This window comes from Pseudarthrobacter sp. NPDC059871 (genome assembly GCF_042731175.1).
In the GTDB taxonomy this organism is placed as follows: domain Bacteria; phylum Actinomycetota; class Actinomycetes; order Actinomycetales; family Micrococcaceae; genus Arthrobacter.
Window position 1 is genome coordinate 172,747 of record NZ_JBHWJV010000006.1, and the last position, 18,459, is coordinate 191,205.

At 66.9% G+C, this 18,459-nt stretch carries 13 protein-coding genes; 2 read left to right on the top strand and 11 right to left on the bottom strand.

Annotated features, from left to right (window positions below; all coding sequences use genetic code 11):
* Positions 1–152 precede the first annotated feature (152 nt).
* On the bottom strand, positions 153–1,571 hold the full coding sequence (locus ACFV4R_RS10270) for an amino acid permease (protein ID WP_377202425.1): 1,419 nt from the start codon (positions 1,569–1,571) through the stop codon (positions 153–155).
* A gap of 447 nt (positions 1,572–2,018) precedes the next feature.
* Here ACFV4R_RS10270 and ACFV4R_RS10275 point away from each other — a divergent pair, with 447 nt between their 5' ends.
* Both ACFV4R_RS10275 and ACFV4R_RS10280 read left to right on the top strand, forming a co-directional pair.
* The gene (locus ACFV4R_RS10275) at positions 2,019–4,706 is read left to right on the top strand and encodes an AAA family ATPase (protein ID WP_377202426.1); all 2,688 of its coding nucleotides are present in this window, start codon (positions 2,019–2,021) and stop codon (positions 4,704–4,706) included.
* Between the two features lie 14 nt (positions 4,707–4,720).
* Entirely contained in the window at positions 4,721–5,392 is a 672-nt protein-coding gene (locus ACFV4R_RS10280; protein WP_377202427.1) for a NeuD/PglB/VioB family sugar acetyltransferase, read from the top strand.
* Here ACFV4R_RS10280 and ACFV4R_RS10285 read toward each other — a convergent pair.
* The 10 genes from ACFV4R_RS10285 to ACFV4R_RS10330 form a co-directional block, all read right to left on the bottom strand.
* Complete coding sequence (locus tag ACFV4R_RS10285) at positions 5,389–6,696, bottom strand: M18 family aminopeptidase (RefSeq protein ID WP_377202428.1); 1,308 nt, start codon at positions 6,694–6,696, stop codon at positions 5,389–5,391. The genes ACFV4R_RS10280 and ACFV4R_RS10285 overlap by 4 nt on opposite strands.
* Before the next feature lie 10 nt (positions 6,697–6,706).
* Positions 6,707–7,633 (bottom strand): intradiol ring-cleavage dioxygenase, encoded by a 927-nt coding sequence (locus ACFV4R_RS10290; protein ID WP_377202429.1) that lies wholly within the window; start codon positions 7,631–7,633, stop codon positions 6,707–6,709.
* A gap of 58 nt (positions 7,634–7,691) precedes the next feature.
* Complete coding sequence (locus ACFV4R_RS10295; protein WP_377202430.1) at positions 7,692–8,384, bottom strand: response regulator; 693 nt, start codon at positions 8,382–8,384, stop codon at positions 7,692–7,694.
* Complete coding sequence (locus tag ACFV4R_RS10300) at positions 8,381–9,754, bottom strand: sensor histidine kinase (RefSeq protein WP_377202431.1); 1,374 nt, start codon at positions 9,752–9,754, stop codon at positions 8,381–8,383. Before ACFV4R_RS10300 ends, ACFV4R_RS10295 begins: the two co-directional genes overlap by 4 nt.
* A 13-nt stretch (positions 9,755–9,767) precedes the next feature.
* A complete protein-coding gene (locus ACFV4R_RS10305) occupies positions 9,768–10,664 on the bottom strand; it encodes an ABC transporter permease (RefSeq protein ID WP_377202432.1) in 897 nt (298 codons plus the stop codon).
* A gap of 5 nt (positions 10,665–10,669) precedes the next feature.
* On the bottom strand, positions 10,670–11,629 hold the full coding sequence (locus ACFV4R_RS10310; RefSeq protein WP_377202433.1) for an ABC transporter ATP-binding protein: 960 nt from the start codon (positions 11,627–11,629) through the stop codon (positions 10,670–10,672).
* 193 nt (positions 11,630–11,822) lie between these two features.
* Entirely contained in the window at positions 11,823–13,319 is a 1,497-nt protein-coding gene (locus tag ACFV4R_RS10315; RefSeq protein ID WP_377202434.1) for a bifunctional phosphatase PAP2/diacylglycerol kinase family protein, read from the bottom strand.
* Positions 13,320–13,355: 36 nt separating this feature from the next.
* Positions 13,356–14,549 (bottom strand): MFS transporter, encoded by a 1,194-nt coding sequence (locus ACFV4R_RS10320; RefSeq protein WP_377202435.1) that lies wholly within the window; start codon positions 14,547–14,549, stop codon positions 13,356–13,358.
* Between the two features lie 87 nt (positions 14,550–14,636).
* Entirely contained in the window at positions 14,637–16,319 is a 1,683-nt protein-coding gene (locus ACFV4R_RS10325) for an ABC-F family ATP-binding cassette domain-containing protein (protein WP_377202436.1), read from the bottom strand.
* Between the two features lie 89 nt (positions 16,320–16,408).
* Positions 16,409–18,397, bottom strand: a complete 1,989-nt coding sequence (locus ACFV4R_RS10330; protein WP_377202437.1) for a penicillin-binding transpeptidase domain-containing protein — start codon at positions 18,395–18,397, stop codon at positions 16,409–16,411.
* Positions 18,398–18,459 lie beyond the last annotated feature (62 nt).

Sequence of the window (18,459 nt, forward strand, 5' to 3'; positions counted from 1 at the left end):
CATGCAAGCCCCGCCGCCGGAACGGTGGCTGGGGCGCAGCACAGACTTCAATATCTTAGTGCATGTGGACGGGATAGGCGATTCGCGCTTGACTCAAGGCTAGAGCCCGTGCTGCCGGCAGCACGGGCTCTCCTATGTGGAAAAACAGCAGATTACGACGCCGGGCCCGCCTTGGCCGGGACATCGCCGGCTTCAAGCCCGTCCCCGGCCTGGCCTGCGGAAGCTCCGCGCCGGCGGTAGCGCAGGACTCCGATGGCCACCACAACTCCGGCCAGCGCCACGGACAGCAACAGGGATTCCCGGGTGGAGTCCAGGATGACCATGCCGATCAGCAGGGCAACGATGCTGCCGATCGACAGCCAGGTCAGGTACGGGAAGAGCCACATCTTCAGGGCAAGGTCCTTGGCGGCGGCACCCATGCGCTTGCGGAGGATCAGCTGCGAGGAGGCGATGACCAGCCAGACGAACAGCGCAATGGCGCCTGAGGTGTTGACCAGGAACAGGAATACCGTGTCCGGTGCGATGTAGTTCAGGCCAACGGTAACGAAGCCGACAACCGTGGAGGAGAGCACCGCAGCGACCGGCACGCCGCGCCGGGAAATCTTCGTCCAGGACGCAGGGGCGTCTCCGCGCCTGGACAGCGAGAACAGCATGCGGCTGGCGGTGTAGAGGCCGGAGTTCAGGCAGGACAGGACCGAGGTCAGCACCACGATGTCCATGATGGTTCCGGCGCCCGGAATTCCGAAGAGCTCAATGACCGCAACGTAGGGGCTCTTGGCCACGCTGGCATCGTTCCACGGCAGCAGGGTGACCACGATGGCGATGGAGCCGATGTAGAAAACGAGGATCCGCCAGACGGTGGACTTGACGGCCTTCTTGACTGCGTCCACCGGGTTCTCGGACTCACCGGCGGCGATGGTGGCGATTTCGGCGCCGAAGAAGGAGAACACCACCACAAGGATTCCGGCCAGGACGGCGCCGGGGCCATTGGGCATGAATCCGCCGTTGTTCAGCAGGTTGTCAAGGCCTGGAGCGGGCACGCCGGGAACGAGGCCCAGGATGGCCGCCACACCGAACAGCAGGAACAGGATGATGGCAGTGACCTTGATGGAGGCGAACCAGAACTCAAATTCACCGTAGGACTTGACCGAACCGAGGTTGGTCAGCGTCAGGAGGACCATCAGGATCAGGGCCCAGACCCACTGGTCGATGCCCGGAATCCACCGGTGCATGATGGCCGCCCCGGCTGTGGCTTCGATGCCCAGCACGATGATCCAGAACCATGCGTAGAGCCAGCCGATACTGAATCCGGCCCAGCGGCCCAGCGCCTTGTCTGCGTAGGTGGAAAATGAGCCGGTCTCAGGGTGGGCTGCGGCCATCTCGCCGAGCATGCGCATCACCAGGATGACCACGATGCCGGCGGCCATGTAGGCCACCAGGATGCCCGGGCCTGCCTGCTGGATGGCGGCGCCGGATCCGACGAAGAGTCCGGCGCCGATGACGCCGGCAATGGCGATCATGGAAAGGTGCCGTGGTTTGAGCGACTTGGACAGTTGCTGGTCAGCGGGCATGCGTGCGCCGTCCTTCTGGTTATTGCGTGGAGTTTGGGCTACTGGCGGCGGCGGAGGTTTCCCGGGGCCCTTCCAGTGCGGTGGATCACAAGTTTCTCCCACCCTAGACCCGCTCCGGCTCCCGCGATTATGTGCATCGGCACAAGCTCGCAGTGTCCAAATCAGAACTTTCTCCAGCTGCGGACATCGGAGGGCATCAAAAGATGCATGCAAGGCAACACTGAAATCTGCAGGAAACCCGCCGCCCAATCTTGAGCCAATCCAGCGCCTATTTGGATGGCAACCCGAACTGCGGCGGCTATATATTCCTTTTTACGGCTGGGTTTCGCGCTGGCGGCGGGAACCAGCCGGGCCGGACCTCCGGGGCGGGAACCCGGCGGTACGGCTGCCGTGCCGGATACACATGCGCAAGAATGCGGTCTCCTTTCTTAACAGGATGGGGACCCCATGTCTTTGGTAGGCCGGAGCAAGGAACTGGACAGGATCCTGTCGGTGATCCGTGGACCCAAGGATTCCGCCCTGGTGGTGTCCGGCAGCAGGGGAGCCGGAAGATCAGCACTCCTTGCCGAAATTTCCGCCCTGTGCGAGTACCCAACGGTGTTCCTCAGCGCCAGCGCGTCCGAGTCCGACTGGCCGCTCTCCGGAGTCACGGCCCTCCTGAACAGGATGGACGACCCGGTCCTGAACCGGATCGCGGACGAGCTCCTGCGGGACGCGGCGGGCACCCTTAACGTCCCCGCTTTCTCGGCGACGCTCCTGGCCGGGCTGCTCCAGCGCTCGTCATCGCGGACGGTTATCGCCATCGACGACGCCGACCGGCTCGATCCCGGAAGCCAGGCAGTGATCGGTTTCCTGGCCAGGCGCCTGACCGGAACCGACATTGCGCTGTTCCTCAGTGCCCGCGGCGTCTCTCCTGAGAGCCCGTTCAACGGACTGGAGTCGCTCATACTTAATCCACTGAGCTACAACGAGACGGTGCGGATGCTGGAGGCCATCCCCGCAAAGCAGGCCACGACGGCGGCCGCCCACGCAGTTGCCTCTGCCACCCCGGGAAATCCGCTCGCCGCCGTCGAGCTTTACCATCACCTGCTGGAGCGGCAGGCCGATGGGAAGTACGCCATGCCCATCCCGTTGCCCTGCAGGGGCAGCTTTGAAACGGAATTTGCGGCGGTGGTGGGCCGGCTGACTCCGGCGGCCCGCGGCATCCTCGACCTTCTCTCGCTGTCCTGCCGGACCGACATCGGAGCACTGGAAGAGGTCAACGGGGACGTATGGTCCGGCGTCGACGAACTGCTGTCCGAAGGGCTGGTCAGCCGAACGGGGGCCCACCTTCGGATCCGCGATCAGTTGCTGCGCGGCTACGTCTTTTCCACCATGACCCCTGCGGCGAGGACCGCCAGCCACCGTGCGCTGGCACACGCCTCAGAGTCTTCCGACCCGTACGCCCGGCGCTGGCACTTGAGCTACACGGCACTGGAGCGCCAAACGCCGTTCAGCCTGCTGCGGCACGCGGTGGATCTGATCCGCGGCGGAGATGTGCCGTTCGCCGTCGAGTATGTTGAGCGCGCGCTGACCCTCAACCCCTGGGAGGCCGAAACCGCTGCACGCCTCGCCGCTATTGCCGAACTCCTCTTCAGCCTCGGCGAATTCGTAAACGCCCGCCGATATCTGGACTGGGCCCGCCGGGTCACCCGCAACCCGGCCCTCATCCTTCGGCTGACCGGGCTGGCCTTTGAAATCCAGTTCGCCCAGGGCGCCTCGGTGCGCTCGAGCATGGTGCTGCGCCTGGCCAAGGAGTTCGGCCGGCACGACCCCGCATATACCGCGACCCTACTGGCCGGTGCAGCCCTCTACTATGCGGAACGGTGGGAGCTGGCGGACGCGGCCGAGGTACTCCGGTGCGGCGCGGCTTACCGGGACGCGGCGTCGGCGGAGTGCCTTGCCATTGCCGACCGCGCACAAACCCTGGCCAATGCCATCCGGGGCGATACAGCCGGCCTTGCCCGTAGACACGAACCTGCCGGAAAGGCCCGAATGGTAAGCCTGCTGGTGCAGGGCCGGGCACTCAGCTACGCCGAAGCGTACCCACAAGCCCGGCAGGCCTTCGCGATCGTCGCCGGTGATCCTGAATCCGGCAATACCCTGTGGCGGGAAACGGCCCTGGTCCTGGCCGTGGACAACGAAATCCGTGCCGGCAACGTCCGAGCTGCTATCCGCCTCATAGACGATCTCGAGCGCGGCGACCCGGAATTGAAGTACCAGCGCGGACAGCGGTGCCTCTTTCGGGTGTGGCGGGCGCACGCGCTGGGAGATGAAGCCCAGGCAAAGGTTTATGCGGCGGAGGCACAGCAGTTCGCGGCCTTGGGCAACAATCCAGCCATCGCTGCCCAGTTCGCAACCATGCAGGGCCATTTCGCCTTACTCCGCGGTGACCTCGCAGAATCCTGTGCGTACCTCTCCCGGGCCTCAGAGCTGGGCCAGTCATTCGCCAACCCTGTGCTGCTGAGGTGTGAAGCCGACTTGGTGGAAGTCCTGGTCCGGTTGGGACGGCATCGGGAGGCGATTCAGGTTCTGCAGCGTCTGGAGGCCCATCCGGCAGGTCTGCGCTCCCTCTGGCTTGTGGAAGCCCTGGCCCGATGCCGCGCCATGCTCGCTGACGGGGAACATTCCCTTCAGCTCTTCAGTCAGGCCATTGAAGCCGGGATGGGTCACGTCCCTTTGGTGGAGCGGGCCCGGACCTTGCTGTGTTACTCGGAACGCCTGAGCGCCTTCGGCCGGATCCGGGACTCACGGGATGCCCTGCTGAGGGCCAAGGTGCTCTTCGATGAGGCCGGTGCAGCTTCATGGGCCCGGCATGTGGACGTGCTGCTCATGGATGATCGCGAGGAACGCCCCCAAGGGAACCCGGCGTTGCTGCTGCTCGCAAACCACGAACTCGAACTTGCCAAGATGGTGGCGCGGGGGATGCGCAACAAGGAAATCGCGGGCACCCTCTACGTGTCGGTACGTACAGTGGAGGTGCGCCTGACGGCCATCTACCGGAAATTGGGCGTGGAGTCACGGGCACAACTGACTGCCCTGGCCGCCGGCAAGTCCAGCACCCCCACCGAACCTTATGTCCTGCCGATAGTCTAGGGGCGGTCGGTAACATGAGCGAGCTGATTCTGGTCTCGGCGACCGGCTTGGCCAGGGAGGTCCTGGCCATGGTCCGGGGCAGCGGGCAGTACGACGTCGTGGGATTCCTTGATGACGACAGGCAGCTGGCGGACACCACGGTGGATGGAGCCCCGGTGCTGGGAAGGGTTGAGGATGCCGTCAGTTTCAGGCACGCCTTCCTATTGGTTTGCCTCGCCTCCGGACGGGCCCGCGAGTCCGTGGTGGACCGATTGCGGAGCGTTGGCGTCCAGGAATCCCGGTACGCCACCGCCATTGATCCCACGGTCCAGTACCCTGACGGTTGCCGGATCGGGCGGGGAAGCATACTCCTCAGGAACGTGACCCTGACGGCTGGCGTTACGCTCGGCGCACACGTGGTGGCCATGCCGTCGGTAACGTTCACCCACGACGACGACGCTGCCGATTTCGCCACGTTCTCAGCAGGCGTTTCCCTGGGCGGCGGGGTCAGGATCGGACGGGCCGCTGACCTGGGCATGAACTCCAGCGTCCGCGAGCGGACCAGCGTGGGGGACTACGCCACGATAGGAATGGGCGCCGCCGTCCTCAGTAACGTACCCGACGGCGAAACCTGGATCGGCGTCCCGGCCCGAACCATCGACCGGCACCGGATGCGGTTCGGTTCCCGGGGCGACGGAGAGCTCTAGGAGGCTGTGCGGAAGAACAACTCGGCCACAGCGGCCAGGCGCCAGGGATCCTCCACACCGCACAACTCGCGGGCGGAGTGCATGGACAGCAGGGCCACACCCACATCCACAGTCCGGATTCCCAGCCGCGTGGCGGTCAGGGGGCCGATGGTGGAGCCGCACGGGATCGCGTTGTTGGACACAAACTCCTGATAGGGCACTCCCGCTTCACCACACAGCCGGGCCCACAGTGCCGCCCCGGGTGCGTCCGTGGCGTACCGCTGGTTCGCGTTGATCTTCAGCAGCGGCCCGCCGTTGAGCACGGGGTGGTTGGCGGGGTCGTGCCGCTCGGCGTAGTTCGGGTGGACGGCGTGGCCGGCGTCGGCGGAAACACAGAACGACGCCGCCAGGGCCTGACGCCGCTGGCTGACCGAGGCGCCGAGGCCGTCGGAGATCCGCACCAGCACGTCCTCGAGGATCGGCCCGCAGGCACCGGAGCGCGAATTGGAACCGATCTCCTCGTGGTCGAACGCGGCCAGCACGGCAATCGGTGCAGCAGCGTCAGCGGAACCGGACGAAGCATGGGCAATCAGCGCGGCCAGTCCCGCGTGCGTGGAGGAAAGGTTGTCCAACCGCCCGGATGCGAAGAACTCACCCGATCCCCCGAAAACCGCGGGTGCCTGCGTGTCCGCGATGACGACGTCGTACCCGCCAATGCGGGCCGGATCAACGGAGGCGCCTTCCACGGAGGAGGCCAAAACCCGCAGGACGTCGAAGTCTGCCGGGTTTCCCAGTCCCCACACCGGGTTCATGTGCCGCTGCTTGTCGAGCGTCAGCCCGTCGTTGACGGCACGGTCCAGGTGGATGGCCAGCTGGGGGAACCGCAGCAGCGGTCCGGTGGCGGCCAGGTGTTCGGTGCCGTCCAGCATCACCAGCCGGCCGGCCAGCCGCAGCTCCCGGTCCAGCCAGGAGTTCAGCAGGGGGCCGCCGTAGACTTCCACTCCGGCCTGAAGCCAGCCGTAGGCGCCGGTGGTGGGCTTGGGCTTGAGCTTGAAGGACGGCGAGTCCGTGTGGGCGCCCAGGATGTGGAACCCGGTGGTGGGACCGGCGCTCTCCGGAACCACCCAGGCGATCAGTGCGCCGTCCCGGATGATGAAGAATTGGCCGGCCCCGCCGTCCCACGGCTCCAGCTCGTCAAGCCGGGTGAATCCCGCGTCCGCCAGCCGCCGTCCGGCCTCGTGGGCCGCGTGGAAGCTCGACGGCGACGCGCTGACGAATGCGCCAAGGTCCTGGATGTGGTCTGTGGCAGGGGAGTGGTTAGGCATGCTCCCGAGTCTAGATGGTGACGTTGAGCCCCGCCGTGTAGCCCGCCGCCGCCGAACCTGCCATCGTGGCGAGTTGGTAGATGGCGCCGTCGTCACCAAACACGTTGTCCGACTGCAGGGTGGTGCGCAACATGTTGGTGACGCTGCGTTCGTACCCGGCCGTGGCGTAGACGTCGTCGCATGCGGCCTTGGTAAGCGCAATCTGCGAAACCGCCAGCACCTGGCCTGCCGCTGTCGCGTTGTTCATGGACTCGAACACCTCGAAGTGGATGTGCGGCCACCGGCCGGAGTAGGCGCCCGGGAAGATGGACGTGAACGTGACCTGGCCGTTCGAATCGGCTTCCTGGACGCCGCGCAGGTAGTTCTCGTTGGTAAGGCTCGAATCGTACATAGAGTACTTTCCGTCCCGGTCGCAGTGCCACGCGTAGACGGCGGCGCCGGCCATGGGGGTACAGCCGTTGGCGTTGTCCAGCAGGGTCAGCGTAAATGTCAGTGGGACGCCTTCCGCAGTGGCGGAGGCCGAGCCGAAGCTCGAGGTGATGTCCTTGCGGACCACTCCGGACGCTTCGAGGACGTTGGGGCCGTTGGAACCGTCCCCGGGGAACGGTCCGGCGGTTTCCTGCGGGATCTCCACACCGCATTCGGCGATGGCGCGGGTCAGCGTGGGGGACGGAGTGGCGCTGGCGGACGACGCCGCGGACGGGGAAGCAGACGCCGTGGCTGGCACGGTGGGGTCGGACGACGCCGGCTGGCTGGCCGTGGAGGAACCGCCCGGCGTGCAGGCGGCCAGGGCAGCCGCGGCACCGCCGGCGCCAAGGAACAGTCCCAGCGACCGCCGGCTCAGCATTGTGGACAGGTCGAACTCCAGCCCCCGGTCGTGGTTCGGGTGGGGGTGCTGTTCCTCAGGGCCGGATTCATGGGGCGGAAGCGAAGTCATGAATCCATCAAAGGCCCTGGCCCTATGTCCTGCATAGGGCCTTCCTGTGAACCGGCTGTCAGTAGTCCGGGTTGCTGGGCACCACCAGCCCGGTTTCGTACGCGTACACCACCGCCTGCACCCGGTCCCGGAGGTGCAGCTTGGTCAGGATCCGGCGCACATGCGTTTTCACTGTTGCCTCGGACAGGAAGTACCGGTGCGCGATCTCGGCGTTGGACAGCCCCTCCGCCATGGCCTCGAGCATCTCGGTCTCCCGCGGCGTCAGGTCCCCCAGCAGGGGGTCGGGAGCCTGCGCGGCGGGGGCCGGGGCTGCCGCACCGCGGACGTAGGTTTCCAGCAGGCGCTGGGTGACCCTCGGCGCCACCACGGCGTCCCCGCTGGCCACCACGCGCACGGCCTGGATGAGTTCCGACGGCGCCACGTCCTTGAGCAGGAACGCGGACGCCCCTGCCTGCAGCCCGGCGAACGCGTACTCGTCCACATCGAAGGTGGTGAGGATGATGATGCGGGCCGGGGACCCTTCGGCAGTGATGGCGCGGGTGGCTTCTATGCCGTCCAGCACCGGCATCCGGACGTCCATGAGCACCACGTCCGGGGTGAGGTTCCGGACGAGCTTGACGGCTTCGGCGCCGTCGGAGGCTTCGCCCACGATGTGCAGGTCGTCCTCCCCTTCCAGGATCAGGCGGAATCCCATCCGCAGCAGTGGCTGGTCATCCACCAGCAGGACGGTGATCGGTGCGTGTTCAGTCATGCCTTGCCTTGCAGTTCGGGGGGTGCGGAGATCGGTTCAGGTCGGTCATCGGCCGGGCAGGTCAGGACCGCGTGGACGCGCCAGCCGCGCCCGCCCGGCCCGGCGGTCACCGTACCGGAGTAGATCCGGGCCCGCTCGGCCATGCCGGCGAGCCCTTGTCCGGTCCCGAACGGCAGGCCCGATCCCGGCGATGCGTCGGCCTGGGCACCTCCGTCATCGGTGCGGTGGGCACTCCCGCCTGCGCCGTCGTCGTGCACGTCAATGGTCACCGTGGCGCCCTGCCGGGCGATGTCCACGTCCACCCGCCCCAGGGATCGACCGTAGCGGAGCACGTTGGTGAGCGATTCCTGGACGATCCGGTACACGGTGAGCTGGAATGCGGCATCGTTGGGCAGCGCCGGGCCGGTATGCGAATAGTGCAGCGGCAGCCCGGCGGTGCGGAAACCCTCCAGCAGCTTCGCCAGGCTCTGCCCCGCCGCCAGCGGAGTCCTCGGGGCGGCCGTTCCGGCGTCGTCTCGCAGCACGCCCAGCACCCGGCGCATGTCCGCCAGCGCTGTCCGCCCCGTCCGGGACAGTTCGCCCAGCACCTCGCCGGCCCGCTCAGGGCTTTTCCGGACCACGACGCCGGCGCCGTCCGAGAGGCTGATCATCACCGTCAGCGAGTGGGCAACGACGTCGTGCATTTCCCGGGCGATCCGGTTCCGTTCGTTGACGGAGGCAAGCCGGGCGGTCCGCGCGGCCCACGCGGCAACCTGCTGCTCATGTTCCCGGCGCTGCTTCACCCCGATGCCGATGCCCGTGGCGATGACGTTGGACAGTGCGATGGTGGCACCGGTGGCGATGCTGGTGAGCAGGTGGAAGTCCGCCGGGTTGGCGCCCTGGTCCTGGACGAAGGAGTTTTCCATGGGCCCGACGGCGGCCAGCAGGTAGAGGAGGGCGAGCGGTGCCGTGGCTGCCGCCATGGTGATGAGCGCGAAGCGCCGGGTGTGCACCACCGCCACGGAATACAGCGAGAACCACAGGCCCGTGGACACGTTGGACCCCCAGGGGTGCAGCAGCGTGACGGCCACCTCCATGACCGCCACGAAGGCCACCAGCCCCACCGGGTGGAAGCGCCGCAGGAACAGCGCCCCGGCAACGGCACCCAGCAGTGCGGCGGCCAGCCACTTGCCGGAGACCAGGGCATCCACGGCGGTGGGTGCCACCAGGAGGATGTAGCTCAGCGCCACCACCGCGTCCATGACGCGCGGGTGTTCGTAGAGGTAGCGCCGGATCCTGCCCCGGCGCCTCTCGTTAAGCTCGGCAAAGGACGCGGCGGCCTGCCAGTTGCCGGCGACCAGCGCGTCCTTTGCCGTTGATGCTTCGTTCATGCTGTCCGTAGGGTCAGACGTCGCGATTCTTGAGCACGATCATTGCCGGCACCAGGAACAGCAGGACGTAACCCAGGAAGAGCAGGCCGCCCTGCCAGGGGTCGATGTAGGCGTCGATTTCGCCGATGGCCAGGAACCGGCCGCCCGCTTCGCTCGGAATGTACTGCGGCACGTACTTCCAGAAGTCGCCCGGGATAAGTGAGGCAAAGCCCGCGGCGATGGGGATGACGAAGAAGATGCCCACCAGCACGGTGATGGCGCCGGCCGAATTGCGCAGCAGGGTACCCAGGGACAGGCCAATGAGGGCAACGCCCGCCACGTACAGGCCGCCGGTGAAGACGCTGTAGACCACACCGTCAGTGGACCAGGAGAGGTCAAGGCCCAGGCCCTGGAACATGGGGACGGACAGCAGGAAGGTGACGGCACCGGCCACAGTGGTGATCACGTAGGACACCACCGCCAGGATGATGGCCTTGGCCGCGAAGGCCGGGGTGCGGGCCGGAACGGCGCTCATGGTGGAGCGGATCATGCCGGTGGCGTACTCGGAGGCCATGAACAGGACTGCCAAGGCACCGAAGATCAGGATGCCGATCTGAAGCCCCGCGTTGGGCAGGTTGTACAGGTCCAGGCCGGAACCCGGCGGCATGGACTGCTCCAGCATGTCGGAGGACGGTTCCAGACCCTGGGCCCTGGCGTTGGCGGCCATGGAATCGAGGATGTTGTAGCGGACGAACGCGGTCAGGACACCGACGCCGATGATGGCTGCGAACGTCAGCACCAGCAGGATGCGGGTGGACAGCAGGGAGAACAGCTTGATCCATTCGGAGCGCAGCACGCCGCCGAAGCTCAGGCTGTGCCGGGTACCGGCAGCGGAACGCGACGCGGGGGCGTTGTCAATTGTTGTGCTCATGGTCCTTACTTTCCTGCCGTCGCCGGGGCCGGCTGCGGCTGGCTGCCCGCCGGGCCGCCTGCCAGGTGCGAGTGGTATTCCACTTCGTCCTTGGTGAGGTCGAAGTAGGCGTCTTCGAGCGAGGACACCTTGGGGGTGAGTTCGTAGACCAGCACCTCGTTGTCCAGGGCCAACCGGGCGATCTGCCGCGGGTCAAGGCCGGTGACGGTCAGGGTTTCAGGCTCGCTCTGGTCCACGGTGACGCCGTTTCCTGCCAGCAGCGACTGCAGGAACGGTGCGTCGTCGGTGCGGACCAGGGTCTTGGCCTGGCGGGTTCCGGCAATGATTTCCTTCACGGGTGCGTCGGCGATGATCCTGCCACGGCCAATGACGATCAGGTGGTCCGCGGTCTGGGCCATCTCGCTCATCAGGTGCGAGGACAGGAACACCGTCTTGCCTTGGTTCGCAAGGTAGCGGACCAGGTTGCGTACCCACAGCACGCCTTCGGGGTCCAGGCCGTTGACCGGTTCGTCAAGGATCAGTGTCTGCGGATCACCCAGCAGGGCGGCGGCGATTCCCAGCCGCTGTCCCATGCCCAGCGAGAAGCCGCCGGCTTTCTTCTTGGCCACAGCCTCCAGGCCGGTCATCTCGATGACCTCGTGGACCCGTGCCTTGGGGATGCCGTGCGTTGCAGCCATGGCCAGCAGGTGGTTGTAGGCGCTGCGGCTGGTGTGTACCGCCTTGGCGTCCAGCAGGGCACCCACCTCGTGCAGCGGTGCCTTGTGCTGGGCGTAGGGCAGTCCGTTCACCGTGACGGAGCCCGACGTCGGCCGGTCCAGTCCCATGATCATGCGCATGGTGGTGGACTTCCCGGCACCGTTGGGTCCCAGGAAGCCCGTAACCTGTCCGGCCCGGACTGTGAAACTGACCCCGGCCACGGCAGTCTTTCCGCCGTAGGCCTTGGCCAGGTCTGTTGCCTCAATCATGGAGTATTCCTTTGATCGGCAGCGCTGGGCTGCGGAATGCGTTTAGGGAGGTGGTACCCCCTACGCTACCGACGCCTGCACGGCTTTTCGCCGGTCTCAGGGATGATTCAGGGGCGAATCAGGGTAGTCCCGACGGATGACCGGATCAGGGCATCCGGTCTGCGGCCCACAGGCAAGGGTGCTGCAACCGGCCTTAAGACTGCGGTGAGTAGTAGACCAGCGCCCTGGGAACCACCCGGTAGTGCACCTTGCGCACCCCGGCCAGCGCTTCGCCGTCCACTGCCAGGGCCATCGGCGCGCCGTTGGCGTGGATGGTGACCTCGGTTGCTTCACGGAGGTGCGTGATGCTGGAACTGGCCACGGTACCGGTGAGCACCGCCCAAAGAAGCCTCAACCGTGCGAACGATTCATCAGCCGAGAAGATCCTGAAATCCAGCACGCCGTCGTCCAGCACGGGCCGGAGCAGCGGCGCATGGTCCCGGGGGTAATAGCGGCCGCGGCCCACGTACGCAATCCACACCCGGTGCGGGGTACCGTCCACAGTCAGTGTGATGGGCGTTCCGGCGGCGAACGTCCGGAACATGGCCACCACTCCCGCCAGCGGCTTTCCGAGGGCCGGCTGCAGCTGTTCGCGCCTCCGCACCAGGTTGGGGTAGAGGCCGATGCTGGAGGTGTTCAGCATGATCAGCTCGGACACTTCCGGTGATCCGGCAAGGCCGCGCTCGGCCGTGACAAACCCGATGTCCGCCGTAGCCGCCTCGCCATTGGACGCCGCGGTCACCGCCTGCTGGAGGTTCCCGATTCCGGCATCCCGGGCAAAGTGGTTGAGGGTGCCGCCGGGGAGCACCAGCAGAGGGAGGGACCGCTCGATGGCGGCAGCCGCCGCTGCCCCCACCGTACCGTCTCCGCCCCACACTCCCAGGGCCTTGGTTCCGGGAGTGTCCGCTGTTGCACTGATCTGCTCCACGAGGTCACCCTCGGGGTGAACCGTCACAATATGCGCCTCAGGGAATATTTCGCGCAGCGCATCGGCCGTTTCATCGGTGAAGGAGCCGCCCAGTGCGTTTACCACGATGCTGAGTCCCTTGCCGCTGGGCAGTTCCGGGGCGGAGGCCGTGGTGCGCTGGGTCTTGGGGATGGGGGGCCGCACGGGCCACCAGTGGCGGGTGACCAGGGCGGCGCCTGCGCCAAGGGCAGAGCCGAACAGGACGTCGGACGGCCAGTGGGCGCCGGTATGGACCCGGGAGTACGCAACCCCCGCCGCAGCGGGGGCGACGGCGGCCCCAATGGCGGGCCGCACCAGGCCCACGCCGACAGCAAAGGCCACGGCGGACGCAGAGTGGCCGGAGGGCATCGAGGAGCTGGTGGGTTGCGGATGTACGAACCGGAACACGGGAAGATGTTCCGGCAGCGGCCTCGTCCGGGGCAGCAGGGTTTTGAAGATGACGTTGGTGACAGTAGAGGCGACGGCTTGGGCCAGGAGGCCGTGGACTGCTGCCCTGCGGGTCTTGCCGGGGAAGGCTGCCATGCCCGCGGCGATGGCTATCCAGAGCTTTCCATTGTTGGCGGAAGCCGAGAGCCGGCGGAAAAAGTCGTCATGGCTGCCGCCCGGCAGGTTTGAAACATGCCGGACAAGGTACCTGTCCATCCGGCTGATCCATCGGTGGCTGCCCCGCCATGTGCTCTGCATTCCCACACCCTACCGCCGCCCGCCCGGGGCCGGCTGCTAGTCGGTTTTGAGCGGCCGCGCGGCTCCGGCCAGGAGCAGTGCGAGGAGGATGGGGGCCAGGATGGCCAGCAGTGCCTGGTGGATGCCCACCACGTCACCGAGGTATCCCAGCAGGGGCGGTCCCGCCAGGAAGGATATATACCCCAGGGTGGATACAACGCTGACGCGCGCCGCAGCGCGGGCGGGGTCGTCAGCTGCGGCTGACATGCCCATGGGGAAGGCCAGCGCCGCACCGATGCCCCAGAGAGCTGCGCCCACTGCTGCTATCCAGACGTTGTCCGCGAGGACGAACAGGCCCAGGCCTGCAGCCGCCGCTGCCATGCTGGCACGCAGCACCGCAACCCTGCCGTAGGCGTCGATGACGCGGCCGCCCATGAACCGCATCGCCGTCATGGCCAGGACAAAGAGCGCAAACATCAGCGCGCCGGTCGAATCAGCGGTTCCCAGCCCATCCACGGAGGCCTTGGCAATCCAGTCGTTGCCAGCGCCCTCGGTGAGGGTGGCACCCAGGACCACCACGCCGATGAGGAGCGTCCTGCTGTCCCGCCAGGCGGAGGGTCCCTTGGCCGGTTTGGTTTCGCCCTCGGGAAGGGCGGCGGCCACATGGGGGAGGAAGTAGCGGGGTGCAACCAGTGTTGCCAGCAGCACCACGCCTGCAATGACCAGCAGGTGGAGCGGCAACCCTACGCCAAGGTTGGACAACCCGGCACCCACCAGCGCACCCACAAAGGCTCCGCCGCTGAAGGCCGCGTGGAACTGGGGCATGATGGTGCGCCGGAGCCGGTGTTCGACGTCGGCGCCCTCAATGTTCTGCGAGACATCCCAGAGGCCGATGGCAATCCCGAAGAAGAACAGGGAAATGGCAGTTCCCGGAATTGACGCGGCGGAGAGGGACAAGGCAATGCCCACACCTGCCGCCGCCGCCAGCACGCCGCCGAAGCGGACAGTGTTGGCCGTGCCGATCCTGCCCACCACCAGGCCCGCTGTGGGCAGGGCCAGCAAGGATCCCACCGCGGTGCACAGGAGCAGGGTTCCCATCTGGCCTGACGTGATCTGCAGGATTTCCGTTACAGCCGGGATGCGTGCCGCCCAGCTGGCAAAGACGAGTCCGTTGATGCCGAAAACCACGAAGGTGGCCGCGGCGGCAGCCCTCACTCCGGCCTCCCGGGCCGTGCCGGTATTGATGTTCATACGTTCACTGCTTCCACTGGATTCCTGCGGCCGCCCGGGTATAACTGTGCGCTGTCACGCCTGCCTGCTGATGCCTCCGGCAGGGGTTCAGCGTGCACGTTCAACGCGCTTTTCATCCCACACCGGCTCCGCGGATTCGTAAACTTTGCCGTCGGAACCGAAAACCAGGAAGCGGTCGAAGGTCCGCGCGAACCAGCGGTCGTGCGTTACGGCAAGGACGGTCCCTTCAAAGTGGTCGATGGCCCGTTCCAGCGCCTCGGCCGAGTGCAGGTCCAGGTTGTCCGTGGGCTCATCCAGCAGGAGGAGTGTGGCGCCGGACAACTGCAGGAGCAGGATCTGGAACCGTGCCTGCTGTCCGCCGGAGAGCGATTCGTACTTCTGCTCCGACTGGCCGGCCAGGCCGTACCCATCCAGGGCGCCGGCCGCCGCTTCCCGGCCCAGGCCGGAACGGTGCTCGTCCCCCCGGTGCAGGATCTCCAGCAGCGTCTTACCCAGGAGGTCTGGCCGGACGTGGGTCTGGGCGAAGAAACCGGGCCTGATGCGCGCGCCCAGTTTCACGGTTCCTTCGTGCGGGACCTCCGCGATCTCCACATCGGATACCGGCACGTGCTCGCGTTCCGGGTCCGTGCCGCCGGTGGCGAGCAGCCGCAGGAAGTGGGACTTGCCCGACCCGTTGGAGCCCAGGACTCCCACCCGGTCGCCGAACCAAACCTCCGTGGAGAAGGGCTTCATCAGCCCGGTCAGCTCCAGCCGCTCGGCCACGATGGCGCGCTTGGCTGTCCTGCCGCCCTTGAGCCTCATCTGCACGTTCTGTTCGACCGGGAGGGCCTCGGGAGGGCCAGCCTCAAGGAACTTGGCCAGCCGGGTCTGGGCTGCGTGGTACCTGTTGGCCATGTCCGAGCGGAAGGCCGCCTTGTTCTTGTACATGTTGACGAGTTCCTTGAGCTTGGCGTGCTCCTCGTCCCAGCGCTTGCGCAGCTCCTCGAAGCGGGCGTTGCGGTCTGCCCGGGCTTCCACGTAGGAGCCGAACCCGCCGCCGTGGATCCACGCGCCTGCACCGCTGATGCCGGGTTCCAGGGTGACGATGCGCCCGGCGGCGTTGTTCAGCAGTTCCCGGTCGTGGCTAATGAAGAAGACGGTCTTCCGGGATTCATTGAGCTTGTCTTCCAGCCAGCGCTTGCCGGGCACGTCAAGGTAGTTGTCCGGTTCGTCGAGGAGCAGCAGGTCGTCCGGGCCGGCAAACAGGGCCTCCAGGACCAGGCGCTTTTGTTCGCCGCCGGAAAGGCTCGACGCCGGGCGGTGCTGCGCGCGGTCGAACGGCAGGCCCAGCGCGGCCATGCATACCTCGTCCCACACGGTCTCCACGTCGTATCCGCCGGCGTCGCCCCAGTCCACGATGGCCTGGGCGTACCGCATCTGGGTGGGCTCGTCGTCGTTCTCCATCATGGCCAGCTCCGCCTCGTCCACCTCACGGGCGGCGGCGGCCAGGGCCGGGGGAGCTGCGGAGACCAGCAGGTCACGGACGGTTGAGCCGTCGCGGACCTGGCCCACGAACTGGCGCATGATGCCCATGGTCCCGGAGCGGCCCACCACGCCCTCGTCGGGGACCAGGTCGCCGGCGATGATCCGGAACAGTGTGGTTTTTCCCGTGCCGTTCGGTCCGATCAAGGCTGTCTTGGTGCCGTCCGGAACCTTGAAGGTCACCCCGTTCAGCAGCTGGGTGCCGTCGGAGAGGAAGTAGTCGATGCCGGAAACGTCAATATGAGCCACGGGCTCCATCTTCCCACGCCCGCCGCGGAGTTTTTGGGCAGATACCAGGGCCTGAACGGCACTGAAGTCCCGGTATCCGCCCAGATGCCCTAGCCGGCGGCGGTGAGGAACGCCTTCAGCAGCGGGCCCGAGGTGGTGGCGCCGAGGCCGCCGTCCTCCACGAAGACTGCCACGGCGAGGTCACCGTGGACGGCCACGATCCAGGCGTGGGTCTTGGGCGGGTTTTCGTTGCCGAATTCCGCGGTTCCGGTTTTGGCTCCCACCGGCTGGCCGGGAACGCTGGACAGGAATCCGGCGTGGCCGGAGGTCACCACGGCGCGCATCATGTCGGCAAGGGAGGCTGCCTCTGCGGCGGTGATGGGTTTGTCGGACGCCGTTGACGGGGCTTCGGCACTTGCTGTCGCGGAGGGTTGGGCCGACGGTGCAGCGGATCCGCTGGCTGTCCCGGCGGCGGCAGCACCGCCGTCGGGGTTAAGGACAAGCTGGGGCGAAACCGGCGCACCCTTGGCCACCGCGCCGGCCATCATCGCGGCGGCCAGCGGGGAGAGCAGCACCTTGCCCTGGCCGATCATGGAGGCGGCGTGCTCAGTTCCTGCGGCGTCCGCGGGAACGGATCCCAGGAAGGCGTCGGCTCCAAGGGACGGTGCCTCGACGGCGAGGCCCATGGCCATCGCCGCTGCTTCCAGCTGGCCCTGGGACACGGAATCCCGGGCGGCGATGAAGGCCGTGTTGCAGGAATGCGCGAAGGCATCCCGGAGGGTCACCGAGCCGAGCGAGCCTTCCGGGTAGCCCTCGGCATTCTTGAACGTGCGCCCGTCGACATTCAGCGTGGGGGTGCACTGCACCTTCGAATCCGGCGTCAGCCCGTTGCGGAACATGGCCAGCGAATCAACCATCTTGAACGTCGAACCGGGCGCGTACTGTCCCAGCATGGCCGTGTTGTAGCCGTTGCTGCCGGGACCGGAGGCGGCGGCAAGGACTGCACCGCTGGATGGACGCAGTGCCACGATCGCCGAGGCCGGCTTCACGTCCTGGAGGGTGGTCTCGGCAAGGGTCTGCAGGCGCGGATCCAGGGTGGTCTTGAGCGGAATGCCCGGCTGGGGCGCGATTTCGAAGAGCACCCGGCGCGGGTCCGTGGCCGCGGACTGGATCTGTTCGCGTGTCAGGTCCGCGCGCTGGGCACGGATCACGACGGCGTCAGTTCCCCTGAGCTGCTCGTCGTACTGCTGCTGCAGGCCGCCGACGCCGGTCGCATCGCCGGCGGTCAGCTTGCCTTCCGAGGCTTCGATCTGCTCGGCCGTTGCCTGGCCGACGGACCCGAGCACGGCCCGGGCGAAAGTCCTGTTGGGCGCGAGCGGTACCGAGTCCGGAATGGCACGGGCACCGGGGATGGCAGCAATCTGTTCGTTGGTGACGGTGCGGCCTTCTTCGCGCAGGGTGATGGCGGGGACGAATGCTTCCGCGCCCGAGGCCTTGACCTGCTGCGTGTAGCCGGCCGGGTCCACTCCCACGAGGGCCGCCAATTTGGCGGCGGAGTCTGCCGGATCAGCGGCTCCCAGTTGCGGCTTGTCGATCCCCACGTTCACCACCGGCCGGTAGGTGACCAGCGGGGCGTCTCCTGCTCCAAGGATGTCGGCACGCTGGGGCGACCTGGTGCCTTTAGTGAGGATCTCCGAGTCATTGAGGTCCGGCACCAGGCTGGCCGGGTTCCAGACCGTCAGCCACTTGTCTCCGGACTTCCGGAAGGCAGCGGACGTGGTGTACTTCCAGTCGCTGTCGGCGATCTTCCAGCTGTAGGTCAAGGGCGCGGAGGCGTTTTCGCCGTCCAGGGTGATGTCCCCCGCCTCAACGGTGGGCTTGGCCGGGTCCAGGGAGGCGAAAACGTTCTTCAGCTGCTCGTTTGCCGCCGCAGCGTCTTTGCCGTCAAAGGCGACGCCGCCAACATCGAGTCCGGAAACGGCTGATGCAAGCTGCCGGGCTGCGGCTTCAGCGCCGCCCCGTCCGTCGTCGCACGCCACCAGCGACGTTCCGAGAATGAGCGCAGCTACGGCAAGCGAAAGTTTTGTTGATTTCCCCATGGCGCCATTATCCACCGAGTTGGATGCGCTTTCCCCACGCCACGGCGACGCCGGACAGGCCG